General features: G+C 60.2%; 37 protein-coding genes and 4 tRNA genes. 32 read left to right on the top strand and 9 right to left on the bottom strand.

The window, feature by feature from the left end:
* Positions 1-202 precede the first annotated feature (202 nt).
* The 20 genes from MQW23_RS14700 to MQW23_RS14610 all read left to right on the top strand — a co-directional run bounded on the left by MQW23_RS14700 (position 203) and on the right by MQW23_RS14610 (position 9,326).
* Positions 203-565: an SPFH domain-containing protein gene (locus MQW23_RS14700; protein ID WP_252108956.1), complete on the top strand. Its 363-nt coding sequence runs from the start codon at positions 203-205 to the stop codon at positions 563-565.
* Between the two features lie 217 nt (positions 566-782).
* Positions 783-1,340: an HNH endonuclease gene (locus MQW23_RS14695; protein ID WP_252108955.1), complete on the top strand. Its 558-nt coding sequence runs from the start codon at positions 783-785 to the stop codon at positions 1,338-1,340.
* A gap of 28 nt (positions 1,341-1,368) precedes the next feature.
* Complete coding sequence (locus MQW23_RS14690; RefSeq protein ID WP_252108954.1) at positions 1,369-1,581, top strand: hypothetical protein; 213 nt, start codon at positions 1,369-1,371, stop codon at positions 1,579-1,581.
* Between the two features lie 127 nt (positions 1,582-1,708).
* A complete protein-coding gene (locus MQW23_RS14685) occupies positions 1,709-1,942 on the top strand; it encodes a hypothetical protein (RefSeq protein WP_252108953.1) in 234 nt (77 codons plus the stop codon).
* A gap of 93 nt (positions 1,943-2,035) precedes the next feature.
* Positions 2,036-2,290, top strand: coding sequence for a hypothetical protein (locus tag MQW23_RS14680; RefSeq protein ID WP_252108952.1), 255 nt, complete (start codon positions 2,036-2,038; stop codon positions 2,288-2,290).
* Between the two features lie 61 nt (positions 2,291-2,351).
* Complete coding sequence (locus tag MQW23_RS14675; RefSeq protein ID WP_252108951.1) at positions 2,352-2,504, top strand: hypothetical protein; 153 nt, start codon at positions 2,352-2,354, stop codon at positions 2,502-2,504.
* Positions 2,501-3,142 (top strand): AAA family ATPase, encoded by a 642-nt coding sequence (locus MQW23_RS14670; protein WP_252108950.1) that lies wholly within the window; start codon positions 2,501-2,503, stop codon positions 3,140-3,142. The genes MQW23_RS14675 and MQW23_RS14670 overlap by 4 nt, the downstream gene beginning before the upstream one ends.
* Entirely contained in the window at positions 3,139-3,777 is a 639-nt protein-coding gene (locus MQW23_RS14665; RefSeq protein WP_252108949.1) for a single stranded DNA-binding domain-containing protein, read from the top strand. The genes MQW23_RS14670 and MQW23_RS14665 overlap by 4 nt, the downstream gene beginning before the upstream one ends.
* A gap of 60 nt (positions 3,778-3,837) precedes the next feature.
* Positions 3,838-4,338: a siphovirus Gp157 family protein gene (locus MQW23_RS14660; RefSeq protein WP_252108948.1), complete on the top strand. Its 501-nt coding sequence runs from the start codon at positions 3,838-3,840 to the stop codon at positions 4,336-4,338.
* 59 nt (positions 4,339-4,397) lie between these two features.
* Positions 4,398-4,826, top strand: a complete 429-nt coding sequence (locus MQW23_RS14655; RefSeq protein WP_252108947.1) for a hypothetical protein — start codon at positions 4,398-4,400, stop codon at positions 4,824-4,826.
* Complete coding sequence (locus MQW23_RS14650; RefSeq protein ID WP_252108946.1) at positions 4,823-5,053, top strand: hypothetical protein; 231 nt, start codon at positions 4,823-4,825, stop codon at positions 5,051-5,053. Before MQW23_RS14655 ends, MQW23_RS14650 begins: the two co-directional genes overlap by 4 nt.
* Before the next feature lie 195 nt (positions 5,054-5,248).
* Positions 5,249-5,446, top strand: a complete 198-nt coding sequence (locus MQW23_RS14645; RefSeq protein WP_252108945.1) for a hypothetical protein — start codon at positions 5,249-5,251, stop codon at positions 5,444-5,446.
* 175 nt (positions 5,447-5,621) lie between these two features.
* Positions 5,622-6,137 carry a hypothetical protein gene (locus MQW23_RS14640; RefSeq protein ID WP_252108944.1) on the top strand — a complete coding sequence of 172 codons (516 nt, stop codon included), beginning with the start codon at positions 5,622-5,624 and terminating at the stop codon, positions 6,135-6,137.
* 138 nt (positions 6,138-6,275) lie between these two features.
* Positions 6,276-6,398, top strand: coding sequence for a hypothetical protein (locus MQW23_RS19475; RefSeq protein ID WP_264297498.1), 123 nt, complete (start codon positions 6,276-6,278; stop codon positions 6,396-6,398).
* 26 nt (positions 6,399-6,424) lie between these two features.
* Positions 6,425-6,763, top strand: coding sequence for a hypothetical protein (locus tag MQW23_RS14635; protein ID WP_252108943.1), 339 nt, complete (start codon positions 6,425-6,427; stop codon positions 6,761-6,763).
* Positions 6,760-7,020, top strand: coding sequence for a hypothetical protein (locus MQW23_RS14630; protein ID WP_252108942.1), 261 nt, complete (start codon positions 6,760-6,762; stop codon positions 7,018-7,020). The genes MQW23_RS14635 and MQW23_RS14630 overlap by 4 nt, the downstream gene beginning before the upstream one ends.
* Positions 7,017-7,346 (top strand): hypothetical protein, encoded by a 330-nt coding sequence (locus MQW23_RS14625; RefSeq protein WP_252108941.1) that lies wholly within the window; start codon positions 7,017-7,019, stop codon positions 7,344-7,346. Before MQW23_RS14630 ends, MQW23_RS14625 begins: the two co-directional genes overlap by 4 nt.
* Before the next feature lie 66 nt (positions 7,347-7,412).
* Positions 7,413-7,745 (top strand): hypothetical protein, encoded by a 333-nt coding sequence (locus MQW23_RS14620; RefSeq protein ID WP_252108940.1) that lies wholly within the window; start codon positions 7,413-7,415, stop codon positions 7,743-7,745.
* A gap of 42 nt (positions 7,746-7,787) precedes the next feature.
* Positions 7,788-8,099 carry a hypothetical protein gene (locus MQW23_RS14615; protein WP_252108939.1) on the top strand — a complete coding sequence of 104 codons (312 nt, stop codon included), beginning with the start codon at positions 7,788-7,790 and terminating at the stop codon, positions 8,097-8,099.
* 195 nt (positions 8,100-8,294) lie between these two features.
* The gene (locus tag MQW23_RS14610; RefSeq protein ID WP_252108938.1) at positions 8,295-9,326 is read left to right on the top strand and encodes a tyrosine-type recombinase/integrase; all 1,032 of its coding nucleotides are present in this window, start codon (positions 8,295-8,297) and stop codon (positions 9,324-9,326) included.
* Between the two features lie 3 nt (positions 9,327-9,329).
* Here MQW23_RS14610 and MQW23_RS14605 read toward each other — a convergent pair.
* The 6 genes from MQW23_RS14605 to uvrY form a co-directional block, all read right to left on the bottom strand.
* Positions 9,330-9,419, bottom strand: a tRNA-Leu gene (locus MQW23_RS14605).
* A gap of 48 nt (positions 9,420-9,467) precedes the next feature.
* Positions 9,468-9,541, bottom strand: a tRNA-Cys gene (locus MQW23_RS14600).
* Positions 9,542-9,552: 11 nt separating this feature from the next.
* Positions 9,553-9,627, bottom strand: a tRNA-Gly gene (locus MQW23_RS14595).
* Between the two features lie 94 nt (positions 9,628-9,721).
* Positions 9,722-10,270 (bottom strand): CDP-diacylglycerol--glycerol-3-phosphate 3-phosphatidyltransferase, encoded by a 549-nt coding sequence (gene pgsA / locus MQW23_RS14590; RefSeq protein WP_252108937.1) that lies wholly within the window; start codon positions 10,268-10,270, stop codon positions 9,722-9,724.
* Between the two features lie 95 nt (positions 10,271-10,365).
* On the bottom strand, positions 10,366-12,180 hold the full coding sequence (gene uvrC, locus MQW23_RS14585; protein WP_252108936.1) for an excinuclease ABC subunit UvrC: 1,815 nt from the start codon (positions 12,178-12,180) through the stop codon (positions 10,366-10,368).
* 39 nt (positions 12,181-12,219) lie between these two features.
* On the bottom strand, positions 12,220-12,870 hold the full coding sequence (gene uvrY, locus MQW23_RS14580) for a UvrY/SirA/GacA family response regulator transcription factor (protein WP_252108935.1): 651 nt from the start codon (positions 12,868-12,870) through the stop codon (positions 12,220-12,222).
* A 215-nt stretch (positions 12,871-13,085) separates the two neighbouring features.
* On the opposite strand from uvrY, the gene MQW23_RS14575 reads away from it, so the two are divergent.
* Positions 13,086-13,161, top strand: a tRNA-Ala gene (locus tag MQW23_RS14575).
* A 114-nt stretch (positions 13,162-13,275) separates the two neighbouring features.
* Here MQW23_RS14575 and argF read toward each other — a convergent pair.
* Positions 13,276-14,193, bottom strand: coding sequence for an ornithine carbamoyltransferase (gene argF, locus MQW23_RS14570; RefSeq protein WP_252108934.1), 918 nt, complete (start codon positions 14,191-14,193; stop codon positions 13,276-13,278).
* Between the two features lie 193 nt (positions 14,194-14,386).
* Between argF and grxD the strand changes: the two genes are divergently transcribed.
* The 8 genes from grxD (at position 14,387) to MQW23_RS14530 (ending at position 20,522) form a co-directional block, all read left to right on the top strand.
* On the top strand, positions 14,387-14,743 hold the full coding sequence (gene grxD / locus MQW23_RS14565) for a Grx4 family monothiol glutaredoxin (protein WP_252108933.1): 357 nt from the start codon (positions 14,387-14,389) through the stop codon (positions 14,741-14,743).
* 136 nt (positions 14,744-14,879) lie between these two features.
* The gene (gene dnaX, locus MQW23_RS14560) at positions 14,880-16,928 is read left to right on the top strand and encodes a DNA polymerase III subunit gamma/tau (protein ID WP_252108932.1); all 2,049 of its coding nucleotides are present in this window, start codon (positions 14,880-14,882) and stop codon (positions 16,926-16,928) included.
* Positions 16,929-16,996: 68 nt separating this feature from the next.
* A complete protein-coding gene (locus tag MQW23_RS14555) occupies positions 16,997-17,323 on the top strand; it encodes a YbaB/EbfC family nucleoid-associated protein (RefSeq protein WP_252108931.1) in 327 nt (108 codons plus the stop codon).
* Positions 17,324-17,326: 3 nt separating this feature from the next.
* Positions 17,327-17,932 carry a recombination mediator RecR gene (gene recR, locus MQW23_RS14550; protein ID WP_252108930.1) on the top strand — a complete coding sequence of 202 codons (606 nt, stop codon included), beginning with the start codon at positions 17,327-17,329 and terminating at the stop codon, positions 17,930-17,932.
* 108 nt (positions 17,933-18,040) lie between these two features.
* Positions 18,041-19,174, top strand: a complete 1,134-nt coding sequence (gene rnd / locus MQW23_RS14545; RefSeq protein ID WP_252108929.1) for a ribonuclease D — start codon at positions 18,041-18,043, stop codon at positions 19,172-19,174.
* Positions 19,171-19,464, top strand: a complete 294-nt coding sequence (locus MQW23_RS14540; RefSeq protein ID WP_252108928.1) for a YcgL domain-containing protein — start codon at positions 19,171-19,173, stop codon at positions 19,462-19,464. The genes rnd and MQW23_RS14540 overlap by 4 nt, the downstream gene beginning before the upstream one ends.
* Positions 19,461-20,060: an acyl carrier protein phosphodiesterase gene (locus MQW23_RS14535; RefSeq protein WP_252108927.1), complete on the top strand. Its 600-nt coding sequence runs from the start codon at positions 19,461-19,463 to the stop codon at positions 20,058-20,060. Before MQW23_RS14540 ends, MQW23_RS14535 begins: the two co-directional genes overlap by 4 nt.
* Before the next feature lie 15 nt (positions 20,061-20,075).
* Positions 20,076-20,522 carry a YcgN family cysteine cluster protein gene (locus MQW23_RS14530; protein ID WP_252108926.1) on the top strand — a complete coding sequence of 149 codons (447 nt, stop codon included), beginning with the start codon at positions 20,076-20,078 and terminating at the stop codon, positions 20,520-20,522.
* Here the strand turns inward: MQW23_RS14530 and MQW23_RS19470 are convergent.
* Together MQW23_RS19470 and MQW23_RS14525 are read right to left on the bottom strand one after the other, a co-directional pair.
* Entirely contained in the window at positions 20,519-20,653 is a 135-nt protein-coding gene (locus tag MQW23_RS19470) for a hypothetical protein (protein ID WP_264297499.1), read from the bottom strand. The two genes, MQW23_RS14530 and MQW23_RS19470, sit on opposite strands and share 4 nt — an antisense overlap.
* 198 nt (positions 20,654-20,851) lie before the next feature.
* Positions 20,852-22,942, bottom strand: a complete 2,091-nt coding sequence (locus tag MQW23_RS14525; RefSeq protein WP_442908615.1) for a S9 family peptidase — start codon at positions 22,940-22,942, stop codon at positions 20,852-20,854.
* Between the two features lie 61 nt (positions 22,943-23,003).
* On the opposite strand from MQW23_RS14525, the gene MQW23_RS14520 reads away from it, so the two are divergent.
* The 3 genes from MQW23_RS14520 to MQW23_RS14510 all read left to right on the top strand — a co-directional run bounded on the left by MQW23_RS14520 (position 23,004) and on the right by MQW23_RS14510 (position 26,226).
* Positions 23,004-23,516 (top strand): hypothetical protein, encoded by a 513-nt coding sequence (locus tag MQW23_RS14520; protein WP_252108924.1) that lies wholly within the window; start codon positions 23,004-23,006, stop codon positions 23,514-23,516.
* A gap of 26 nt (positions 23,517-23,542) precedes the next feature.
* A complete protein-coding gene (locus MQW23_RS14515) occupies positions 23,543-24,322 on the top strand; it encodes a class II glutamine amidotransferase (protein WP_252108923.1) in 780 nt (259 codons plus the stop codon).
* Positions 24,323-24,531: 209 nt separating this feature from the next.
* On the top strand, positions 24,532-26,226 hold the full coding sequence (locus tag MQW23_RS14510) for an AMP-binding protein (RefSeq protein ID WP_252108922.1): 1,695 nt from the start codon (positions 24,532-24,534) through the stop codon (positions 26,224-26,226).
* Positions 26,227-26,253 lie beyond the last annotated feature (27 nt).

The raw sequence follows: 26,253 nt of genomic DNA, 5'->3' as shown, positions 1-26,253 counted from the left end.
CGCGTAAGCGATCACAGCGCACCCTAGCGGGGCGTCAGGCCATGCCGAGAGGCTAGCCCCTGACGTAGCGCAAGACGCGGGTAGAGCCCGCTGAGCGTTGGCAGAGAGCGATGCTGCGCTGTGAGAGAGGTTAGCGCCTTGATGTATCAGGGCGCCTTCCTGAGCTGATTCATGGGGAGTCGGCTGAGGTTGGGAGAGGAAAATGAATATACGTGTAGTTGGAATTGCTTCGATTGGCGCAGTAGTGATTTTGCCGCTGGTTATCATTCTGTGGGGCGTTCCGCAATATCGAGTTTACAAGCAAGAAATGCGCGGCGCCGCTGCGCTGGCCGAAGCTCGCCAAGAGCGTCAGATATTAGTTGAGCAGGCTCGAGCAGAAGTAGAAGCGGCAGAGCAGCGGGCTGAAGCCATCCGCATTGTTGGTGAGGCTGCACAGCAATTTCCTGAATACCGAAACCAGGAGTTCATCGGCGCGTTTGCTGAAGCACTGAAGCGTGGCGACATCGAAAAGATCATCTACGTGCCGACTGAGGCGAATATACCGATCATCGAAGCACGTAATTAAGTGAACAGCCCATTCTCACGAGTGGGCATTCGGAAGGGTGAAGCCAGTAATTAGCGCCTGGAGCAAGAAGCCAACCCGCAGGGAATACAAGGCGGCCACCCGAAGTGCGGCAGCGACCTTGGGAGAAATGCGACGGCGACAGTGGTTGAAAGCCGTTGGGCAAAGCTAAGCCGGTTAGCGACCGGCCACCCTTCACGAATAATAAGGAGTCTTCAGTATGAGAAAAAGAAGAGTTATAGAAAAGTCGGTAGCTCATTCTCTTTTGAATTATGACGCTGAAACCGGAAGCTTTGTATGGAAAGAAAGGCCTCGGTCTATGTTTAGCGGAGATCGGCGCTTCGAGTCATGGAATAGAAAATATGCAAACAAGCCAGCAGGCAATATTTTCTCCCCCAAAAGGGCAAGAACATCTTATCTAGTAATTCCAGTATTAGGCATTACTTACCGTGCGCATGTGATTGCCTGGGTGCTTCATTATGGAGTTATGCCTAAAGGCGTAATAGATCACATTAACGGGGATGGGCTTGATAATAGAATTTCAAATCTTAGAGATTGTGATCTCTCAACTAACGCTTCAAACGCAAGAATGTATCGAAACAATAAGTCCGGTGTTTGCGGTGTTCACTGGAGGGATTACAGGAATAAGTGGGTTTCGATTATTCAAAAAGACGGGGCCCGCCAATGCCTTGGCTCTTTCGACACGCTGCTAGACGCAGCTTGCGCTAGAAAGTCCGCAGAAAACGCGCTTGGATTTTCCTCAAGGCACGGCAAGTAAAGGCATTCGAATTACACAGGAGAGCGTTATGGCAATTAACGAGCAGTATCGCGAAGAATTTGAGCAGTGGTATGCCGACCAGATGAGCGCAGATACTGGCCGCAATCAAACGGCTAAAGAGATCGCCAAGATGCGTAAAAAAGATGGCTTCTACGGCGGCCAGCGGCATTACCTAAATGGCTGTTGGATGGGGTTCTGTGCAGCCAAAGCCCGAGGTGAGCCATGCGACACCGCTGGATAGTCCGTGAGAAGCGAGACGAGATTAAGACGCCCCACATTGAGCTGGGCCTTTTTTATGGCCGTCGCTCAGCGCGAGTCAGCGCCAAGCGGCATGGCTACCCGCCCAATTTGATCAAGAAGGTGAGCCGATGATCCCTGTTAAAGACGGCGCCGTAACGCGCCTGATCCCCGAAAGCACCCGCGTCGTTGACCTGCTGCGCGAGTACGGCTGTATGCCGGTATTCAAACGCTCGGCGGCACGGCGTGGGTGCGATGACAAACCCGCGACATTCAGCGATCGGATGAATGATAAGCGGCGCGCTGCATACAGTCAGCGCGCTAACGGGCAGCGGCCCGCGCATCTGCAACTCTGGACGGTGTGACGTGCCGGCCAGCCTCATCATTCTGCTATCAACATCATTCAGCGTCGGCGTGTTCGGCTATTGCTGGCTCGCTACGGCGCGATAGGAGGTTTTATGGGATCGCTATACGCAGTACCCGATCAGAACGCGGTGCGCTATCCGCAGCATCTGGCCGAGCGTCAACCCACGCCGAAAGAGCTATTCGAGGAAGGCGACTACGCCATGACCGACTCGCTCATGCGCTGGGTGCGTCAAGAGCACAACGAGTGCCACATGATCGACCTTTTTTGCGAGCGCAACGCAGCGTTTCAGCGTGACGAGATTATTGAGCGCTGGGATCGCGAGGTTCGCGCTGGCAAGTGGGCATAAGAAAGCCCGCTCCTGGGCGAACAGGTAGCGGGCCGGGTCTAACGAGATCAGGAGAAAGGCTATGACATTTTTCGATGCCAAGCAACAACTGGCAATGATGTTGCGTAACGGTCAGCTATCGCTGGATGAATACGAATTCGAGCTGGAGGCGCTGAAATACGCGCACGGCGAACGCATGAACAGCGCCGATGAGCGCAGCGGGGTAGCAGCATGAGTATTGCAACGCTGGTTCTGGGTCAGTCAGGCACCGGGAAAACGGCGAGCCTGCGCAATCTCGATCCGGCGCAGACAGCGCTAATAAAAGCGGTGGAGAAACCGTTATCGTTTCGCGCCACTGGTTGGAATCAATACACCACGGATTCGTGGGAGCAAATGATCAAGGCGGCTCGCAAGGCGGTCGGCAACGGCAAGACCGTCGTGGTGATCGACGACTTTCAGTACGTGATGGCCAACGAGTTCATGCGACGCAGTGACGAAAAGGGTTTTGACAAGTTTACCGAAATCGCCCGGCACGCATGGGAGGTCATAAGCGCGTTGTCAAGCCTGCCAGAAAACGTTCGCGTCTACATCCTGAGCCATACACAGGACGACGACTACGGACGAACCAAGATCAAAACCATCGGCAAGATGCTGGACGAGAAGATCACGCTAGAGGGTCTTTTCACGATGGTACTGCGTACGCAGGTGCAGGACGGCGCCTACCAATTCCGCACCGCTAACAACGGCAGCGATACCGTTAAAGCCCCGATGGGCATGTTCGATGACGAGATCATCGAGAACGACCTAGCCGCCGTCGATCAGGCGGTGTGCGAGTACTACGGAATCAACCAACAGCAGGAGCAAACAGCATGAGTGCAGTTTTCAGCTACAACGAAGATCAGGCCGTCGCCGCCGACTCAGGCGGCGGTGAGTACATCACCGAGTCGTGCGTGGTGCGCGGCTTTATTGAGCAAGCCAAGTGGGTAGAGGCTCAGAGCGGCGCAAAGGGGCTGGAATTGTCGTTCGAGAGCGAGAAGGGGCAGAAGGCCAACTACCTGACGCTCTACTATCAGAAGCGCGACGGCAGCCAGAACGAGGTCGGGCATCAGCAGATTCAGAGCATGATGGGCGTGACCGGCGCGCAGTCGCTCAGCCAGGCGCAAGGCAAGGATGGATTGATCGCCCCCGAGCTGACGCGAAAGCCGGTGCAGATCGCCTTGGAGCGTGAGAACTACATCAAGAGCAACGGCGATGAAGGGTTCCGCTTTCAGATCAAGTGCTTCATGTCGGCCAAGTCAGGGCTGACTATCGCGGAGCACAAGGCTGGGAAACAGGCAGAGTCGGCAGGGTATTGGGTTCAGCGCTTTGCTGAAAACCCGAAGGGCAAGCCGCCAAAGCAGCAAGCGCAGAACAATCAGAGCTATGGCGGCGATCCGCGACAGCAAGGTGACGGATTTAGTTATGGTGCTCCAGGCAGCGACCAGATGGATGATGAAATCCCGTTCTGATTCAATAACTTAGCAGCATACCAAGCCGCCATAGTGCGGCTTTATTTTTGCGAGGTCAATATGCAATCACTATACGCACTGACTAACGAGTTCCAGCAGCTCATCGATATGGACGCCGACAACGATGCTGAATTTGCCGAAGCGCTGGCTGAGACACTGGGCGCTACCACGGAGCAAATTGAAGACAAGATCGAGGCGACGATCATCGTAGCCCGACAGCTCGATGCCGAAGCCGAACAGATCGACAACGAGATCAAGCGATTGTCTGCACGCAAGAAAAGCGTTGAGCGTAATGCTCAGGCGTGCCGTGACCGCGTTTTGTGGGCGATGGAGAGCACCGGACGCGACAAGATCAAGCGTCAGCTATTCACCATCACCCGCTCTAAGCCCAGGCAGGTCGTCAACATCGAAAATGCAGACGCGGTGCCTGAGCAGTACACGAAGCTAATTCCAGCCAGCCGCCAAGCCGTCAAAGCCGACATTCTCAAGGCGCTCAAGGCTGGCGAGGTCGTGCCCGGATGCTCGCTGGCAGATGGCAAGGCATCGCTACGGGTCAGCTAGCCAACGAGCAGCGTAGAGCCTAACGCCCCGTATGGGGCTTTTTCTATCTGGGGGTTGATATGAAGACACGCCCAAGCGTTACCGAAGAAATGATTCGAGAGGCCATTCAGGGGCTCGTTGATAAGCACGATATTGGCGACCCGGATTTGCTCGTCGAGCACTACCGATACCCGATGAACGGCAACGAGCTGGCAATCACGTTAGCCCGGCGCGAGGGGTGGGATTACGGTTGCGAGATCACAGACGAGTTTATCGATGATCTGGATTGCATCGATTCGAATGTTCGTCGATTGCATGAGGCGGCGCAAAAGCGGTGGTTCGAAGAGAACGACATTAAGCCGCCGTTACCCATCGGCGCTCAAGTGAAGCAAGGGCGCATCGACGGCATCTCGGAGCATTGCGTAGGCTGCTATCTGATTAAGCGGCCAGAAGACGAGGGGGTCAAGCGCTGGTTGCTACTCAAGTTTGAGGATGCGGAGGCCGTATGACCACTCAACTATGGACGGTAGTCAAATTCCCCAACGGCTCATGGAGCTACGGCGGGCCAGTGTTATCGCCCGAGTATGCCGACTGCGAGGTCTACTGCATCGAAGCGCCGGGGCCGAAAACGGCGGTGAAGAAAGCACAGACGATCCGGGCACGGTTAAAACGCCAGGGCAAGCCGATGCCAACGCAGGCTAAGCCGCACTATGCGCGGGCGAAGGTGGCGGTGTGAGCCTACTAACCGCAATCGCCAGCGCCTTCGGAATGCCATGGCAACCCATCCACTCCCCGCCGCCCATCATCCAAGGCTCCGGCCTCACAAAACCCCACCAGCGTCAGGCCAAGCGCAAACGCGCACAGCGCCGAGCCAAGCGACTGAAACACTTCTAGCCCTGCCTGTGCGGGGCTTCTTTTTGGGAGAGCGGCATTGACCACCTACGAAGAGATCAGCACAAGCCGAAGGCTCAACCGCGCCTTCTGGAATCAGGATTGCCGCTTTGTCATCGCTCAGGTTAGAGAGGCGCGTCGGGTAAACGATGCGCGGATGGAGTCCAATCATCGGCGATGCCTGAAAAGCGCCCTAAAGCACCGGGCAGAGCACACCTACCTCAATGCCGGACTATGAAACCCACCACCAAACACTGCCCACGATGCGGCTGCACCCGTTTACGCCTGTTCCGCTCGCTGAATATCAAGCAGTGCGACGCCTGCCTGCATAAATTCGACTGGCACCTCGACCACGGCCAGCAGCCGCTCGTCGGGCCGAGCCGGGATCGCTACATAATCACTGGAGATAAACGATGATCGCAGAACGAGACGCGACGTATGACCAGCTAGCTGAGCGCAATAGCGAGTTGCTGGATGAGCGCGATAAGGCGCTGAATGAAGCGGCGGAGCTGCGCGATGAAGTGGAGTTGATGAAAGCCGCCGAGCAAATGAACCTCGGGATGCTGCGGAAGGCGTGCAAGGAGCGGGATGCGCTGGCGGCGCATGCAGAGCGCCTAAAGCCAGCATTAGAAGACTTTTCCAGAGGGTTGGGCACTTGCTGCTGTGGTGACGATATGCAGAGGCACCCTAGCCCGATGAATGCAGGGCATATGCCTGTTGATAGTGGATGGTATGTTCTTGAGATGTACATGCGAGAAACGCCCGCCGTGAGTCTATCTCAACGCGACGCGCTCAAGCAGGCGGAGGCGCTGGAGGATATGGCTAAACAGGTCAAAGCGATGGATCGCAATATGAGCATTGCCGGAATTGTCGCCCACATCCGACACGACGCGGCGGTTATTCGAGAGCAAGCCGAGGCCCAGCCATGACACACCAGCCCAAGGGCTCACTCTGCATGCATTGCCGCTACGCAGTATCGGATTGCAGCCACCTATCGTTTGCCGACATGCCCGCGCTGAGCCAGCATCAGGGCCGCGTCATCGTTCGCTGCACGGAGTTCGTATCCAATGCTGTTGACGGATTTGGAAAACGCTCGGCGCATCGCCGCGCTGGTGGTGCGTAGGCGCATACCGGATACGCCGCAGTGGCGGCTTTCGACACGACTGTTTAAGGGCTATGGCCGCCGCTGAGCGGTTTTTTTACGTCTGGAGGTTTTATGAGTGAGCGAGAACCGGGTTTTTATTTTGTGCAGCATCCGGCGCACGACGGCTGGCTTGCCGGGATGCTGGATGATGAAGGGCGCTGGATGGTTGTCGGCTACGGAAAATACCTGAGCGAAGGGTCATTTGAAGCTATCGGCCCGCGCATCCCGTCACCGGACGAGCCGTGGCAGTGCGTGCCGAAGGAGCCGACAGGCGATCAGGTTGACGCTGGATGCCAAGCTATTGGCGACTGCGAGCGATTGGGCGAGTGTCACGGCGACTGCGATTGCAGCCCGGCGCCGAAGGTTTATCGCGCCATGCTCGCCGCCGCACCGAAGCCGGAGGATGTATGAGCACTGCAATGGTAATTATCGCCGGCTTTGTCACGGCCAGCTGGCTGCTTGTTTTCTACTGGCTTTACCGTTGGGCGTTCGCAATTCACCAGACAGGCAAGCGCTGTCGCTACACCGAGACAAGTCCAACAGAGATATACAAAACGTCATGTGGTCACGAATTTTATAATGCCGCTGACGATGGCTGCCCTGTTACTGATTGGCTGAGCTTTTGCCCTTACTGCGGAAAACCGGCTGAGCTAAAGGAGGATGCATGACTGATCAAGAGCTACTGGAGAGAGCGGCGCGGGCGGCGGGGTATGAAATTCAGCTCTATACGGGTGAAGGACCGTTTCATGGCTGTTTCATGCGCCGCGTTGTGCCGGAGCCGCCCGCGCCCTTCTCAAAATGGGTGCCTTGGAAACCGCTGGATGATGACAGCGATGCGTTTCGGTTGATGGTAGAGGCAGGGATAAACGTGGAGATTGGACTAGCCGACGTGAACACATGCGCCGGCTACTTTCCATACTATGGCGTCACTGACGCTTATGAAACCGTGCGGCGAGCGATTGTCGAGACAGTGGTTGCGCACGCAGGAGGTTAGTGCTGCGCAAACACAGCACCGATAACCGCCGCCGATTGGGCGGCTTTTTTGTGAATGGAGATAATAATGACCATCGAGATTCAGCCCGTAAATGACGACGCCGGCGTGCTTGGCATGCCCAACGGCTTCTGGCCGGCATTCTGTGTAGAGACGCCGGTAGCTAAGATCATCGATTGCCACTACAAACACGCTGACCGTAGCGTGATTGTGTATGAGCACGATGGGTATGTGGGCGAATGGTTTAGCGAGGCCGAGGCGCTAGAAATGCATCGCTTACTTGTTGAGTACGTCAAGACCGAAGGATTCATGAATCATCGCTATTTCAGCGAACGCAAGAGTCAGATGAATTCGATGCTTGAGTTTTTGCCGCAATGCGGTGGATTTCGAATGAACCACTAATAGCCGCCCACGAGGCGGCTTTGTTTTGCGCGGGAGGTGAGGATGGATAGCGACGATGTAGGTATGCGCCGATTCACGATGCATGTAGTGCGCAGCAAGGAAGAGAAGATCGACGCAGCTCGGCAATGCATCAAGGCTTTCTATGACGAAAACGGGCCTTGCTGCGCTGGATGCGATCATTGGGACCCGATAGGCGCAAGCGTGGGCGAGTGTACGCGAACGGCGCCAGTAGCAGGTGCTGACCGTATCTCAGTGCTGGGCTGGGATAACGTCACGATGCGCATCGACTCAGGCCAGATTGTCACGCCGCGTGAGCATTGGTGCGGGGAGTTTATCGAAACCGAGACTTGGTAGGGAGAGAGTAATGGGCAGATTCATGACAGCCGCCGAGTTGTCGGCGGAGCTATCAATTAGCCAGCGCAAGGCGTATTCGCTCAAGCACGTCATCGGCTACGTCGAGATTGAGGGCAACGTTAGGTTTGATCGGGCGGCGGTTGAGGCATACATTGACAGCCGCAAGCGCAGCCCCTTGCATAAGGGGAAGGGTAAATGGGAGTCACGGTCAGGTACCGAGCGACCCGCAAGCGATGGGTCGTCACGGAAACGGGTGAGCGCGGCAGACATCAGCGAACTTTTGGAGCAGAAGCGGAAGCTGAAGAGTACGCCACAAAGCGGCGCGCTGAATTGAATGAGGAGAAGTTCAACGGTGTCATGGGTCGAGTCGAGCGGAAGCGGTTTATTGATGGCCTGCTTCGCTGGATCGAGGAATACGACGCTGAAAGCCAAGCGTTGAGTATCAATTGGGTGGCGCGCTGGATGGAGGTCAACGCGCCGGGAGTGCTGATAGGACAAGAGACGCTGGACGCAGCACGCAAGATGCAGAAGGAAATGCGTCAGAAAAAACTCAGCCAGAGCACCATCAACAACCGAACGCAGGTAGTCAAGCGAGTGCTGTCGTTGGCATACCGGGAATGGGACTGGATAGAGCAGCCGCTGGATGCAAAGCTTAGAAAGCCGGCTCCAAAGAACGAACGGCATGTTTATTTGACTGCCGAGCAGATACGTCAGCTGGTGTTGGCGGTACCGGAAGGCCGGGAGGTAGAGCGCAAGGTCATACTGCTAGCTTGCCTGACCGGGCTTAGAAAATCGGAGCTGCTAGCACTGGCCGCTGACAATATTCACGGTGGTCGCATCGTGCTGCGACCAGGACAGACGAAGAGCGGCAAAGCCAGGGTGGTGCCGCTGCCCAACGATGCAGACGAATTGATAGCAAGCCTGCCGTTCGATACGACGGTGCATAAATTGCGCGTGGCATTCGAGAGCGCGAGAAAGGCCGTCGGGAGAAAGGATTTACGGTTTCACGATCTACGTCACACCTACGCATCACTGCTCGCAGAAGCAGGCGAGGTTATGACAACGGTACAAGCGCTTTTGGGACACAGTAGTTTGATCGTAACGAGTCGATACGCGCACATGTTCGATTCGAGATTGGATCAGGTGGCAGGTAGGCTGCCGCAGCTTTGCGACCAAAATGCGACCAAGGCAAGAGGACTCAAGGGACTAATCGATGTAACTCATTGATATTGGTGCCCGGAGCCGGGATCGAACCGGCACGGTGGGATTACCACCGAGAGATTTTAAGTCTCTTGCGTCTACCGATTTCGCCATCCGGGCGTATAGCAGCAGGTGATGGAGGGCATCAGGTCGCTGCTATCGAAAATATGGAGGCTGGAGTCGGAATCGAACCGGCGTACACGGAGTTGCAGTCCGCTGCATAACCACTCTGCCATCCAGCCTTACAAGTCGTTGGAGCGGGAAAAGAGATTCGAACTCTCGACCCTCGCCTTGGCAAGGCGATGCTCTACCACTGAGCTATTCCCGCTCGACTCGAGGGCGAATTATACGCACTAACGCGGGCTTGTCAATCGCTGAAATGATCAATGCGACCAATAAGATATCGCGCGTTCAGCAAACGCTTACATCGAGCGGCTCAGGTGCGGCCAGGCCGCCCGCAGGTACTGAAACATCGACCACAGCGTCAGCACCGCCGCCACGTACAAAATGGCAATGCCGACCATTGCCAGCGCGTGGCCGGAGGGGAAGGCGAGCAGCACCAGCAGCGCCACCATCTGCAGCGTGGTCTTGAGCTTGCCGATCCAGGAGACCGCGACCATGCCGCGCTTGCCCATTTCCGCCATCCACTCGCGCAGCGCCGAGATCACGATCTCACGCCCGATGATGACCAGTGCCGGCAGCGTCAAAAGCGCGGTGTCGAAGCGCTCGATCAAAAGCGCCAGCGCCACCGCGACCATCAACTTATCCGCCACCGGATCCAGAAAGGCGCCAAAGGGCGTCGACTGATTCCACCGCCGCGCCAGATAGCCGTCCAGCCAATCGGTGATCGAGGCGAGCGCAAACAGACCCGCCGCTAGCGGCATGCTCCAGCTGTAAGGCAGGTAGAAGAGCACGACCATAAGGGGAATGAAAACGATTCTTGCCAGAGTCAATATGTTGGGTATGTTCATCGCAGGGCGCGATCCTTGCCGGAGAATCAGAAAATCAAACGTATGTAGGGCTATTCTATCCGCCTTGGGGCGTGGCATCCATGCCGCAAAGACCTTTATCCGTTGAGCGCCTGGTAGATCGACGCGGCCATGGTCGCGCTGATGCCCGGCACGCGAGCAAGCTCGTCTTGACTTGCCTTCTGTACGCCTTGAAGTCCGCCGAAAAAGCGTAGCAGTTCGCGCCGGCGCTTGGGCCCAACGCCTGGAATGTCCTGCAGGGTCGAGGTGCGCCGCGCCTTGTCGCGCTGGGCGCGGTGGCCGGCAATGGCAAAGCGGTGCGACTCGTCGCGAATGTGCTGAATCAGATGCAGCCCTGGTGAGGCCGGGTCCATCGGCAGCGGGTTGTCGCTGCTTTCCAGAAATAGCGTCTCGAGTCCTGCCTTGCGCGTGGTGCCCTTGGCAACGCCCAACAGCGTGATGCCTTCAACGCCGAGCTCCTGGATCACTCCGCGCGCCATGTTGAGCTGGCCCTTCCCGCCATCGACGATCAGGATGTCCGGCGCGATCGCTTCGCCGCTTTTGACCCGCTTCAAACGCCTTGTCAGCGCCTGCTGCATGGCGGCGTAGTCGTCGCCGGCGGCCACGCCTTCGATGCGAAAGTGGCGGTAGTCGCTTTTACGCGGGCCCTGCTGGTCGAACACCACACACGACGCCACGGTCGCCTCGCCCTGGCTGTGGCTGATGTCGAAACACTCCAGTCGCGCTGGCGTATTCTCGAGCCCCATCGCCTTTTGCAGCGACTCGAAGCGGGCCATGAGCTGGGTCTTGTTGGCCAATTGCGAGGCGAGCTGCTGCTCGGCGTTGGTCATGGCGAGTTTTTGCCACTGGGCGCGGTGGCCGCGCACCTGGTGGGCCACGCGTACCTTCTTGCCGGCCTGCTCGCTGAGCGCATCGGCGATCAGTTGGCTGTCGTCTAAAGCGTGGCTGGTGATCACCTCGGCGGGTACGTTGTGGGGCTGGCCGAAGTAGTACTGGCTGACCACCTCGGTCAACAGCATCTCATCAGAGAGCTCGAGATCGTTTTTCGGCGTATGGTGACGCGCGCCGAGCAGTCTTCCATCGCGGATGCTCATGATGGAAACGCCCTGAGCGCCGGGGCGGTGGGCGAGAGCGAAGATGTCCGCGTCGCCGCTTTCGTTGTCGACGAACTGGCGCTGCTGAAGCTGCCTGAGCTTCGAAATCTGGTCGCGAAGCCGCCCGGCCTCCTCGAAGTCGAGCGCCTGGCTCGCCGTTTCCATGTCCCGGCCGAGCGCCTCGGTGACGCTGTCGCTTTTACCCTCCAGGCACATAACCGCGTGCTCGACGTCGCGCTGATACTCCTCTTGTGAGATATAGCCCACGCAAGGCGCGCTGCAGCGGTCGATCTGGTACTGCAGGCAGGGCCGGCTGCGGTGGGCGAAAACGCTGTCCTCGCAGTTGCGGATGCGAAAGATCTTTTGCATCAGCGTCAGGCTCTCTTTCACCGCGCCGCTGCTGGGGTAGGGACCCAGATAGCGGCCGTCGCCGCGGCGCTGGCGAGCGCGCTTGTACTCGAGCGCCGGATAAGCGTGGCGGTCGGTGACGAACACGAACGGGTAGGATTTGTCGTCGCGCAGCAGGATGTTATAGGGCGGGCGCAGCTCCTTGATCAGCGTTTGCTCGAGCAGCAGCGCCTCGGTTTCTGTGCGCGTGACGGTGACCTGGACGTCGGCGATCCGCGCCACCATCGCCTGGGTCTTGGCGTTGAGCTGGCCACGAAAATAGCTCGCCAGGCGCGCCTTGAGCCGTTTCGCCTTACCGACGTAGAGCGTGTTTTGCTGATCGTCGAGCATGCGGTAAACGCCGGGGGAGGTGCTTACCGAGCTCAAAAATTGCTTGGCATCGAAAGTCATGGAACCTGGATCTGCGTGAGCGAGCAGTGGATGTTAGGCCTAACCCTCGCGCGCGTCAAAGCCCTCGACCAGCCCGTGGCGAAGCGCCAGATGGGTCAGCTCCACGTCGCTGGTCACCGCCAGCTTGTCGAACAGACGATAGCGGTAGGTGTTCACCGTTTTAGGGCTCAAATGCAGTCGTTCGGAGATGTCCTGGACCCGCTGACAGTTGACGATCATCAGCGCGATTTGAAGCTCGCGCGGCGAGAGCTGGCGAAACGGGCTGCGCTCTTCAGTGAAGTGGGCAAGCGCCAACCGCTGGGCGATCTCCTGGCTTACGTAGCGCCCGCCGCTGTGTACCTCGCGGATTGCTTTGGTCATCTCCTGGGTGTTGGCGCTCTTGCTCAGAAAGCCTGAGGCGCCGGCTTCCAGCATGCGCCTTAAAATGCTGTCTTCCATGTAGGCCGTTAGAATCAGCACGCGCACGTTTTTCATGCTGCGACAGATGCGCCGGGTCGCTTCCAACCCGCCGATGCCGGGCATTCGGATATCCATCAACACCAGATCCGGCTTGACCTGACGACAAAGCGTGACCGCGTTTTCGCCGTCGACGGCTTCGCCTGCAATCGTGATATCGCGCTCCTCGTTCAAAAGGTGCGCGATACTGCTTCTTACCAGATGGTGGTCGTCGGCGATGAGAACGTTAATCACGTGGTCGCTCCTGCATACATGCACTCACACGTTGTGTTATTCGACGTTTTTTCTGCCGTCGGTGGCCTGGGGCTCGGTCCTAGGGTTCGAGCCTAGGGTGCCATAGCTTTTGCCAAAGGAGAATTAGTAAATATAAAACCCGCGCAAGCCTTGACTGAAGGCAATTTCTTGCTTAGTATTCGCCGCGCACTCGGCAACAAAACGCCGGTTGTTCTGGGGCCTTAGCTCAGCTGGGAGAGCGCAACACTGGCAGTGTTGAGGTCAGCGGTTCGATCCCGCTAGGCTCCACCAGATTTAAAAGCCCCGCTCGTCGAGCGGGGCTTTTTCGTGTGCGCTACTTAAGCCCAGGGTTAAAGGCTCAGGGCTTCAAGCAGCGTCCGGCACGGTGACCGGACGCACCAAAACCTAGCCGATGCGGCCCAGCAGCAAAAACTCCATCAGCGCTTTTTGCGCGTGAAGCCGGTTGCCGGCCTCTTGCCAAACCACTGCACGAGGGTCGTCGAGCAGCGTCTCGCTGATCTCTTCGCCGCGGTGAGCGGGCAGGCAGTGCAAGAAGAGTACGTCATTGGCGGCGGCGTCCAGCATCGCCTCGGTGACCTGGAAGCCGGCGAAGTCGGCTTCGCGTTTGGCCTGCTCCTCTTCCTGGCCCATGGAGGCCCATACATCAGTGGTGATCAAATCGACGCCACGGGTCGCCTCGACCGGGTCGTGGAACAGCGTCACGCGATCGCCTGCGGCTTCGAGGATGTCGGCGCGCGGCTCGTAGCCTTTCGGGCAGCAAACGTGCAGGTTGAAGCCGAACTGGCGCGCGGCGTTGATCCAGGAGTGGCACATGTTGTTGCCATCGCCTACCCACACCGCCGTGCGGCCTTCGACGCTGCCGCGGTGCTCTTTCCAGGTCATTACGTCGGCGAGCAGCTGGCAGGGGTGGTAATCGTCGCTCAGAGCGTTGATCACGGGCACCGAGCTTGCGCCGGCGAAGGTTTCGATACCTTTGTGCGAGAAGGTGCGAATCATCACCGCGTCGACCATTTCCGAGAGCACTCGCGCGGTGTCCTCGATCGGCTCGCCGCGACCAAGCTGGCTATCGCGAGGCGAGAGGAACAGCGCGTGGCCACCGAACTGGGTCATGCCGGTCTCGAACGAGACGCGCGTACGGGTCGAGGATTTTTCGAAAATCATCGCCAGCGTCCGGTTCTTGAACGGCGTGTAAACCGGGCCTTCGGCCTTGAGCTCGGTCTTGATGGTGATGGCGCGGTCGATCAGGTAGTCGAGCTCGTCCGGGCTCAGATCCAGCAGGGTCAGAAAATGGCGGGTCGCCATGATAACGTCTCTCCGGGTAAATACCCCATCCTAGCGACGGCGCGGGGGATGCGCAACGCCACCTGCATGCGTAGAATAGGGCGCTTGATAAAGCCGAGCAGTTTACTCAGGTACCGCTTTATGGCGGTACTCTTTAAAGACGTGATGAGTTGCGTACACTAGATGAACGCGCCACCGATCGAAGGAGCACTCCATGAGCACAACGGTTGAGAACATCCAGCGCCAAATCAGCGAAAACCCGATTCTGATCTACATGAAGGGGACGCCCCAACTGCCCCAGTGCGGCTTTTCCGCCCAAACCGTTCAGGCGCTGATGAGCTGCGGCGAGCGTTTCGCGTTCGTTAACGTGCTGGACAACCCGGATATCCGCAGCGAACTGCCCAAAGTCGCCAACTGGCCGACGTTCCCGCAGCTGTGGGTCGAAGGCGAGCTGGTCGGCGGCTGCGACATCGTGATGGAAATGCATCAAAGCGGTGAGCTCGAGAAGCTGATCAAGGAGGCCGGCCAGCGCGCCAGCGCATCTGAAGGCAGCGACGCGCCGAGCGAGTAACCCGCACACCGGCCCGCGGTTGGCGGGCTCCCTCCCAGCCGCTAGAATGGCCGCTCGCCATTCGACAGATCGTTTGAAGTGGCCTCCCCGGCGCAAGCAGCCGGGGGCGTCAGCCCGCCAAAGGAAATAGTGCTCAATGAGCTATCAGGTTCTGGCCCGCAAGTGGCGCCCGCGTACGTTTCACGAGCTGGTGGGGCAGACCCATGTTCAGCGCGCGCTGGTCAACGCCCTCGACCAGGGGCGCCTTCATCACGCCTACCTGTTCACCGGCACCCGCGGGGTCGGCAAGACGACGCTGGCGCGCATTCTGGCCAAGTGCTTAAACTGCACCGCCAATGGCGAAGGCGACGACGGCGTTACCTCGACACCCTGCGGGCAGTGCGATAGCTGCCGCGCCATCGATGAAGGCCGCTTCGTCGATTTGATCGAGGTCGACGCCGCCTCGCGCACCAAGGTCGAGGACACGCGCGAGCTTCTGGATAACGTGCAGTACGCGCCTACCCAGGGCCGCTACAAGGTGTACCTCATCGATGAGGTGCACATGCTCTCGACGAGCAGTTTCAACGCGCTGCTCAAAACCCTGGAAGAGCCGCCGCCGCACGTTAAATTCCTGCTCGCCACCACCGACCCGCAAAAGCTTCCGCCGACGGTGCTGTCGCGCTGTTTGCAGTTCACCCTCAAACACATGCCGCCGGAGCGGGTGGTCGAACACCTGACCTTCGTGCTGGGCCAGGAAGGCGTGGCCTTCGACGAAAGCGCGCTGTGGCTGTTGGGTAAAGCCGCCGAAGGCTCGATGCGCGACGCCATGAGCCTGACCGACCAGGCGATCGCCTTTGGCCAGGGCGCGGTGCGCCACGCCGATGTCGCCGCGATGCTGGGCACGCTCGATCACCGTCATATCCTGGCGCTGGCGAAGGCGCTGGCCGAGGTCGATGTACAGGCGGTTCTTGCCGAGATCGCCACGCTTTCCGAGCAGGGGCCGGACTTCGCCGCGGTGCTCGACGACCTGACCGGTATTTTGCACCGGCTAGCCGTTGCCCAGATGGTGCCCGGCGCGGTGGATAACAGCCACGGCGACCGCGAGACCATTCTCGAGCTTGCGGGCCACTTCACCGCCGAGGATATCCAGCTCTACTATCAGATCGGTATTCAGGGCCGCGGTGACATGGAGTACGCTCCGGATCTGCGCAGCGCGCTGGAAATGACGCTCTTGCGCATGCTGGCGTTTCGCCCCCAGGGCGTGCCCAGGCCGCCGAAAACGCCGCTGCCGCTGCGCTCGGAACCCATGGCGCAAGCAACGACGTCCACGCCCGCCAATGACGAGCCGGCGGCCGACGCGCCAAAAAAGCCTGATCCTGCACCGGCGGCGCTCGAGCCCTCGCCCGAAAGCGGCCCGGCGCAGGAAACTTACGACCCAGTCGATCAAACGCCGCCCCCCTGGGCGATGGACGACACCGCCGCGCATACTGAAGCTCCCGAGCCCGAGCCCGAGCCCGAGCCCGAGCCCGAGCCCGCCGCGCCGGCGTTCGTGCCGGATACTCCAATCGCGGTTGACGCCGACGTGCCCGACTTCGATGAGCAGGACGTGCCTGTACAGGACGTGCCGTCCGAGAACGCCTTTGCAGAAAGCGCGTCTGACCATGAGACGCCTGAACCGGATGCGCCCGTCGAGAACGCTCAGACACAAGCTCGTCCGGCCGAAGAGTTAGCCAACGAGCAGGCGCCGAGCGACGCAGCGGCGGCTAAAGCCACGGCGGTTGAGAGTACGCCGGCGCCCGGCGGGCGGCTCGACCACGCCGGGTGGCTTGCGCTGTTCGACGCGCTCGGCCTTGGAGGCCTGACCCGCAGCCTGGCTGCGCACTGTCAACTGGCAAGCGACGATGGGCGCACGCTGGTGCTGACCCTGGACCCGAGCCAGTCGGCGATGCAGGCCGACGTACACCAGCAGCGCCTGGAGAAGGCGCTCGCCGGTCAGGGCTTTTCGCGCGTGGTGAGCTTCGAGGTAAGCGAGCTCGACACCCGGCTCGAAACCCCACGCGACCAGTCGCTGCGCTTTCAGCGCGAGCGCCACGCCAGCGCCGTTGATCTATTGCAGCGCGACCCCAATATACAGAAGCTACGTCAGGCCTTTGGCGCAACGCTCAACGAAGAGAGCGTCAAGCCAAAAACCTCGACGTCGCCATGACAGCCCGGCGTTTGCAGCTTACGCTAAGCTTTCAAGCCGCACCGATTGACCACCAGGGAGTAGACACCATGTTTAAAGGCGGAATGGGCAACCTGATGAAGCAGGCCCAGGAAATGCAGGAAAAGATGCAGCAGGTCCAGGAAGAAGCGGCGAAAGCCGAAGTCTTCGGCGAGGCCGGTGCGGGCATGGTGAAAGTCACCATGAACGGTCGCCACGATGTGAGCGACGTCACCATCGACCCGAGCGTGCTGGAAGAGGATAAGGAGCTGCTCGAAGACCTCTTGGCCGCGGCGGTCAACGACGCCGTGCGCAAGGTCGAAGCCAACTCCAAGGCGCGTATGGAAGAGGCCACCCAGGGCCTGAATCTGCCGCCCGGCTTCAAGATGCCGTTTTAAGCGATGCGTTTTTCCCCGCTCATCGAACAGCTCATCGAAGCGTTTCGGGTGCTGCCAGGCGTTGGGCCGAAGACCGCCCAACGCATGGCCATGCATCTGCTCGAGCGTGAGCGCGAGGGCGGCCAGCGTCTGTCCCAGGTGATCGAGCGCGCCATTAGCGAGGTAGGCTACTGCCAGCGCTGTCGCACGCTCACCGAAGCCGAGGTGTGCGCGCTGTGCGAAAGCCCGCGGCGCGACGACAGCGTGCTTTGCGTAGTGGAGTCTCCGGCGGATCAGCTCGCCATCGAAGAGGCGGGCGGCTTTGGCGGGCGCTACTTCGTGCTTCACGGCCATTTGTCGCCGCTCGACGGTATCGGTCCGGAAGCGATCGGGCTCGATCTGCTCGAGGAGCGCGTCAGCGCCGGCAATATCCGCGAGATCGTGCTGGCGACCAACCCCACCGTCGAAGGCGAGGCGACCGCGCACTACATCGCCTCGCAGCTCGCCCAGTATGGCGTCGCCTTCTCCAGGCTCGCCTACGGCGTACCCATGGGCGGCGAGCTCGAGTACGTCGATGGCGGCACGCTCAGCCGCGCGTTCAATGGCCGCCTGCCTTTCGGTCTCGAATAGCCACATTACGCTCGAAGGTCTGCCTTGCGCCCGCGGCGAGCCTGCTGTGAGGCGCCGTTTACCGTTACCACCCAGGCCGCTTTTGGCGCCACCACAGGGAAGTCTACCGTGTCCGTTTTAACTCAACCGTCCTATCGATGGATCGAGACCGCCGAGCAGCTCGACGCCGCCTGTCAGGAGGTCGAGACCGCCAGCGTGATCGCACTCGATACGGAGTTTTTCCGCGAAAACACCTTTTTTCCGATTCCGGCGCTGATTCAGTTTTGCGCCGGCGATCTTGCCTACCTGATCGACCCGGTCGCCACACCCTGCACTCAAGCGTTCAGGGCGCTATTGCAAAACCAGGCGCTCAAACTGCTGCACGCGGGCAGCGAGGATCTGGAGATTTTCCAGCTTTGGGCGGGCGTGCTGCCGACGCCGCTGGTGGATACCCAGATCGCTCAGGCGCTTTTGAGCGAGGTGCCCGCCATGGGGTATCAAAAACTGGTCGAGCACTGGGTCGGCGAGACGCTGCCGAAAGAGGAGACGCGCTCGAACTGGCTGCTCCGGCCGCTGACGCCGAGCCAGTGCGACTACGCCGCCCTCGACGTCATCTATCTGCTGCGGGTTTGGGAACTACAGGCGGGCAAGCTCGAAAGCCTGGGCCGCCGGGAGTGGCTAACAGAGGAGTGCGCAGCGGTACTGGAGCAGGCCGAGCGCAGCAGCGAAAGCGACGCGCTCTGGTACACTCGCCAGCGCCAGCTCTGGCGCCTGCCGCCCCGGGCGATCGAGGCCTACCAGCGAATGACGGCCTGGCGTGAAGGCGAAACCCGCCGGCGTGACTTGCCGCGCAACTGGCTCGCCAGCGACAAGCTTCTGTTTGCCGTGGCCGAGGCGATGCCCAAAAACCGCTTCGAACTAGCGGGCGTCGAAGGCGTAAAGCCGGCTTTCGTCAAGAAAGAGGGCGATACGCTGCTCGAGTTCGTCAAGCAGGCCCGCCACTGCCCGGAAGAGGCGCTGCCCGCGCCCTGGCCGGACCCGGCGCAGCCGGCTTTCAAGCGTCGCTTCAAGGCGCTCAAGAAAGTCATCAGCGCGAAGGCGGCGGCGCTGGAAATCGCCCCGGAAGTGCTGCTCAGGCGACGCGACATCGAGGCGCTGGTAATGCAGGACATGGCCGGTGAAACGCCGACGCTTCCCGGCGGCTGGCGGGGCGAGTGTTTGAACGATGCGCTGTCTCAAGCGCTACAGGAGAGCGGAGCATGAGCGACAAGCTGGTCTGCGAGATATTCAAAAGCTCGCGCAAGGAAGAAATGTATCTCTACGTGGACAAGCGTCAGGGACTTGCACCAGTGCCCGAGGCGCTGATGGAAACCTTTGGCAAGCCCATCGCGGTGCTGACCATGATTCTGACCGCGGATAAAAAACTCGCTCGGGTCGATGTCGGCGATGTGCTAGAGGCGATCAAGACCCAAGGCTTTTACCTGCAGATGCCGCCGGCAAAAGAGGAGTATCTGCTGGACGTCCACCGCGCGCACGTCGATCGCCATTCATGAACTTTCTGGCCCACGCCTGGCTTGCCCGCCAGGGCAGCGACGGCTTTTTGCTGGGCAACGTGATCGCCGATGGCGTCAAGGGAAGCGACCTTGCCCCTTGGCCGTCGGCGGTGGCGGCGGGTATTCGTCACCATAGGCGGGTCGACGCCTTTGTCGATAGCCACGCGCGGGTCAAGCGGGTCAAGGCAGTGGCGCCGGCGGGCCATCGCCGCGTTGCCGGCATCGCGCTGGATGTTCTTTGGGATCACTTTTTAGCGCGTGAGCTGATCGGAACCACTGAGTTCGAAGCGCTGGTGACGCGCCTCTATACGCTGCTCGAGCGTGAAGGCGCCCCCAACCGGCTAGCTGCGATGATGCCGGCGCTGATAAAGCAGGATTGGCTGCATCGCTACGCCGATTTCGACTTCACCTGCCGCGCCATTGCGGGGATTGGACAGCGGCTTTCGGGACCCAATCGGCTAGCCGAGCTGACGCCCTGGCTTGCCCATCATTACCGCTGGCTCAACGCGGAGTTTGAGCCGCTGTGGAGTGATTGTCTCGAAGAGCTCGCCTCGACTGGCAAGGGCTTTTCAAGCGAAATGGGCTTGCCCCACTAAATGAACGAGGATGACATGCGCGAACGCTTCTGGGAAAAGTACACCCTCGAGGAGCTGACCGACGACGAGTGGGAGGCGCTTTGTGACGGCTGCGGGCAGTGCTGCCTTTTAAAGTTTCACGACGACGACACTAACGAACTCGCCGTGTTGAACGTGGCGTGTCGTTTGCTCGACACGCACAGCTGCCAGTGCAGCGACTACGAGAACCGCTTCGACACCGTGCCGGACTGTACCCAGCTAACGCCGGCGCTGGTGCGTGAATTCAACTGGCTACCGGCGACCTGCGGCTACCGCCGGGTGGCAGAAGGGCGCAAGCTGGCCGGCTGGCACCCGCTTTTAAGCAACGACGCCGAGCGCGTTCATCGCAAGGGCATCAGTGTGCGCGGCTTCGCGGTTTCCGAGCTCGACGTGCCGGAGCGCGATTATGATGAGCACATCATTGCCGTGCTGCCGATCGGCTAGCGCTTGAGCGCCACCAGCATCAGCGAAAGGCTCTTGAAAAGCGAGACGCGCGGTTTGGCGGCTTTTGCCTGGCGGTTGGTCTGCGCTGCCGGGGTGTCCCAAATGGTCAGAAACTGTTCCTGATACTTCATGCTGCTCTCCTGCGCCGAGGCGCCGTTAAGTTGTAAAACTTTCGTCTATGCGACTAACGGCTATTATGGCGCACTCCTGTTCGCCTGAAAAGCATTTTTGGAAAACGTTTCCATATAATTATTGGCGCTCGATAAAAAGCGCTCGCGGAGAACCGCGAGCGCTTTTTTGAATCCTGCAATGAACGTTGTTGTACGGGCTTACTCGGTGAGGCCCAGCGCCCACAGGATAAACGCGTCCTGGCGGGCGCCATCCTTCCACGCCTTGAAGCGCCCGGAAGCGCCGCCATGGCCGCTCTCTCTGTCGGTATAGAGCAGTACCGGGGCATCGGCCTGCTGAGCTTTGCTCACATGGGCATAGAACTTGGCTGGCTCCCAGTAGCTGACGCGGGTATCGAACCAGCTGCCTTCGATCCAGAGCGCCGGGTAAGCCTGGGGCGTGACGTTATCGACCGGCGAGTAGCCCTGGATGCGCGCGTACACCTCGGGCTCTGCCGGGTTACCCCACTCGCTGTACTCGGCGGTGGTCAGCGGAAGCTCCGGGTTTTGCATGGTGCGCAGCACGTCGAGAAAAGGCACGTCCAGCACGGCGGCGCAGAACGCCTCGGGCGCGCGATTGATACAGGTGCCGACTAACAACCCACCGGCGCTGGCGCCACAGGCAACGATCCTGCCCTCAATACTCGCGCCTTGGTCGACCAGCGCCTGACGCGCCGCGAGAAAGTCTGTGAAGCTGTTCTCCTTGTGCGCCATCTTGCCGTCCAAATACCAGGGTTCGCCACGTTCGCCGCCCCCACGCACGTGGGCAACGGCGAACGCCACGCCGCGCTCCAAAAGCGAAAGCCGGGCGATCGAGAACCAGGGGTCCAGCGGCTCGCCGTAGGCGCCGTAGCCATAAATCAGGGTAGGCATCGGGGCGTCGATCAGATCCGCCCGCGCCACGATCGATACCGGTACGCGCTCGCCGTCAGAGGCCGTGGCCCAAAGGCGGCGGCTAGCAAGCTGTTCGGGGTTAAGGCTTCCATGTACCGCCAGAGTTTTAAGCAGCGTGCGCTCGCCGCTGTCCAGGTCCAGCGCGTACCAGCTTGCCGGGCGGGTGAAGGACTCTTCGCGCAGATGCACCACGGTGGTGTCGAAGTGCGGGGCGTCTTCCATCAGCTGAGAGCAGGGCAGCTCGACCAGCTCGATCAGCTCGTCGCTGGTGACGACGCCGTTGCCTTCGAGCACCAGCCGGCGCAGCCGCGTCTGCGCCTGATGATGGTCGCGCTCGGCTACGATCAGCCCCCAAGCGAAAGCGTCCACGCCTTCGAGGGTTTGATCAATCCGGTGGGCAAGCAGGGTTTGCCACTCGGCGCTTTCTGCGCCTTCATCGATCAGCGCGTTCTCGTCGAGTACGTCCAGGGCAAAGTGGGGGCCGGCCTGGTTTTGCAACCGGTAGAAGGCGCCGGGGCGGTGGTCGATGCTCACCTCGACGCCTTTCACGCGCCGATGCAGCAGGGTGGGCGGCGTGGCCGGGGCGTCGGCGGGCACGGCGAGGATCTCGCTAGTGTCCTTGGCGCTGGTTTCGATCAAAAGCCAGGCCTTCGAGCGCGTCTTGCCCACGCCCAGCCAGAACTCGGCGTCGTCTTCTCGCAGCACCAGCGTGGCCGGGGCATCCTGGGTGGGGTTGACGAAATCTACCGCGCAGCGCCACAGGCTGTCCGGGCGCTGGGTGGCATCGAAGCGGGTGAACAGCAGCGTAGCGCTGCGCGGGGTTTGATCCTCTGCCCAGCAAAGCGCCGGGCCGATGTCGCTTGCAAGCTTGTGCGGCTCGCCGTTGGGCAGCACTTTCAGCCAAAGGGTGTAACGCTCGTCGCCCTGGGTGTCCTCCGTCCAGGCAAGCCACTGCTCGTCCGGGGTGAGCGCCATGTCGCCGATCTCGAAAAAGGCGTGCCCCTCTGCGCGCGCCACCACGTCGAAAAAGCACTCCGGGGCGCTGGGATTATCGAGCGGGGCGCGCCACCAGCGCGGGTAGTCGTCGTCTTCGCCGGTTTCACTCCAGAACGTAAATACGTCGAGTGCGGTCTCAAGGCTTTTGACGGCGAGCTCGCGCCGGGCAAGATTCTCCTGGTAGAGCGTGTCGGCAAGCCCCTCGAGCGGGCGAAACCAGCGCTGGTGCTCCTCGTTGGCCGCAGTCAGAAAGGCGTCGACCTCACTCGCGTCGCGCTGCTCCAGCCAGTGCCAGTGGGGGTCGTCGGCGCGATAGTAGCGCGCCACGGGCGAGTCTTTGCGCATGCCAGGCTGTGCTTTCATAAATTGACAGGTACCATAACGGGAAATCAACTGCGGGTGCGTTCACCCACACGAGGGTATTATGCTGTTTACAAGCTCAATGTCACTGCTCTGGCTAAGTTATTACGGGGTTTCGCTGGTAGTGCTATTGGCGGTGTACTTTGCGTTTTCGTTTTTACCGCGCCTGCCGCGGCTGGTGCTCACCTGGGGGGTGGCCGGTGCGATGTGGATACCGGCGCGCTTTAGCCTGCCGCTGATCGAGGAGAACGAGTTCTACACCGGTTGGGCACCGGCGGCGATGGTGTCGGCGGTTGGCTTTCTCGAACACAGCGCCTCGGCTCTGTGGGGCGGGCTGGTCTGGCTGCTGGTCGGTATCGCCTTGGGCGCCTTGATAGGCGTGGCGCTTTGGTGGGTTCGCCGTCCGGCCGCTCGCGCCTCGACCAAGCGTGGCACGGCTAAAAGAGGCCCGACCGGCCGAGACGATGGCGATGACGATCAACCGCGCACGCCGCGAAGCGCCGGCACCAAACGTGCTGCGCCCAGGACGCGAAACGCGGGTGGCGATACCAAGCGCCGCGAGCCGGTGATCAACTAGGCTAAAAACCTGGCAAGGAGAGCCCCATGTGCGAGCTTTTGGGCATGAGCGCCAACGTGCCGACGGATATCTGCTTTAGCTTCTCGGGCTTTCTGCACCGCGGGGGCGGTACCGGCCCCCATCGTGACGGCTGGGGCATTGCTTTCTACGAAGAGGGCGGCTACCGCGAATTTCGCGACCCGCACCCGTCGGTGGATTCGCCCATCGCACGGCTGATCTGCGACTACCCGATCAAATCCAACGTAGTGATCAGCCACATCCGCCAGGCCAACGTGGGCGGCGTGCGCCTGGCCAACACCCATCCATTCACCCGCGAAATGTGGGGCCGCCCCTGGTGCTACGCCCACAACGGCCAGCTCGAGGGGTGGCAGGAGCTTGCGCTCGACGTCTACACTCCCGTCGGCTCGACGGACAGCGAGCACGCCTTTTGCTGGCTCTTAAGTGAGCTTCGCCGCGCGTTCCCTACGCCGCCAGCGTCCTTCGAGCCGGTAGCGGCGCTTTTACACACGCTCTGCGAACGCCTGAGAGGGCTTGGCGTCTTCAACCTGCTGCTCTCCGACGGTGAGTCGCTTTATAGCTACTGCTCGACCAAACTCGCCCACATTACCCGCCGCGCTCCCTTTGGCGAAGCGGAGCTTTCGGATGCCGAAATGACGGTCAATTTCAGCGAGCACACCACCGCGGATGACGTGGTCTCGGTGATCGCCACCGCGCCGCTGACGCATAACGAGGTGTGGACGACCATGCTGCCTGGTGAGCTTCTGGTGTGGCGAGAGGGAAGCATAAAAGCGCGTTACGCACCATAATGAGCTCACTGCGCCAGTTTTGAGCAAAGCGTAGGGTCGCCGTGAAACGGTAGTTTCAATCGAGCGTTTTACAGCCCTGCGCCCCTGGTATATCTTGGAGCGACGTCAACACCCGGGATCGCCAAAGCGGTCACTAAAACGGTCAGCAAAAAAGTCTAAAAAACAATAAGTTCGGTCCATTTATCGACACGGATAGCGGAGATTGCACCATGAGCGAACACGCCGATGCGCCCATTTTAAATGGCCCCACGCTTGAAGGGCTGGACAAGTTCGATTCCGTCGTCGACGTTTTCGACAATGCCGTCAAGCGTTACGGCGACCGGCCCGCGTTTAGCTGCATGGGGCAAACTCTGAGCTTCGACGAGCTCGACCGCGACGCCGGGCGCTTTGCCAGCTGGGTACAACATCATACCGACCTAAAACCCGGCGATCGCATCGCCATTCAGCTGCCCAACGTGCTGCAGTTTCCCGTGGCGGTGTTCGGTGCGCTGCGCGCGGGGCTGGTGGTGGTCAATACCAACCCGCTCTATACCGAGCGTGAAATGGCCCACCAGTTCAAGGACGCCGGCGCGAAGGCGATCGTGATTCTGGCGAACATGGCGCACAAGCTCGATAAAGTGCTCGATAAAACCGATATCAAACACGTGGTGGTCACCGAGCTCGCCGATCTTAACGGCGTGCCGAAACGCTGGCTGATCAACGCCGCGGTCAAGTACGTCAAGAAGATGGTGCCGACCTACCGGCTGCCCGGCGCTACCGGCTTTCGCCAGGTGATGAAAGCCGGCGGCGCGAAAGCGTTCACCCCGGTCAAGCGCACCCCGGACGACGTGGCCGCGCTCCAGTACACCGGCGGCACCACCGGCCGGCCCAAGGGCGCAATGCTGACTAACACCAACCTGATCGCCAACATGCTCCAGGCGCGCGCGGCGATCGGCAAGCACCTAAAGGATGGCAGCGAAACCATCGTGGCACCGCTGCCGGTCTATCATATCTACACCTTCACGGTGAACTGCCTGTTTTTGATGGACACCGGTAATCACTCGGCGCTGATCACCAACCCGCGCGATCTGCCCGGCTTCGTCAAGGAGCTCAAAAAGCTCAAGTTCTCCGGCTTCATCGGCCTCAATACGCTGTTCAACGCGCTGTGCCAGCGCGACGATTTCAAATCCCTCGACTTCTCGCACTTGAAGCTCACCATTTCCGGCGGCATGGCGCTGACCAAACCCGTTGCTCAGCGATGGGAAGAGGTGACCGGCTGCCCGGTGGCAGAAGGCTACGGGCTGACCGAGACCTCGCCGGTGGTGAGCTTCAACCCCACCGACGCCATCAAGCTTGGCACCATCGGTAAGCCCGTGGCGGGCACCTCGGTCAAGACCGTGGACGCCGACGGCAACGACGTCGCCTTGGGCGAGCCGGGCGAGCTCTGCATCAAGGGCCCCCAGGTGATGAAGGGGTACTGGAACCAGGATGACGAGACGAAAAAGTCGATCGACGAAGGCGGCTGGTTTCACAGTGGCGATATCGCCGTGCTCCAGGACGATGGTTACATCCGCATCGTGGACCGTAAAAAGGACATGATTCTGATCTCCGGTTTCAACGTCTACCCCAACGAGATCGAGGACGTGGTGGCCGGCCACCCGGACGTCGTCGAAGCGGCAGCGGTGGGTGTGCCGGACGAAGGCGCGGGTGAGGCGATCAAGCTCTTCGTGGTTTCGAAAAATCCAAGCCTCGACGCCGAAACGCTGCGTGCCTGGTGCAAGAAAGAGTTGACCGCTTACAAGGTGCCCAAGTATGTCGAGTTCCGCGACGAGCTGCCCAAGACCAACGTGGGCAAGGTGCTGCGTCGCGAGCTTCGCGACGAGCAAAAAAGTGAAGAGCAGGGCGAGGAGCAGGCGAACGCCTAAAAAAGCAGGGCACCCGTTGGGTTCGCC

It is taken from the genome of Halomonas sp. S3-1-1 (assembly GCF_023757625.1).
Lineage (GTDB): Bacteria > Pseudomonadota > Gammaproteobacteria > Pseudomonadales > Halomonadaceae > Vreelandella.
This window is presented reverse-complemented; position numbering and strand designations above follow the sequence as displayed.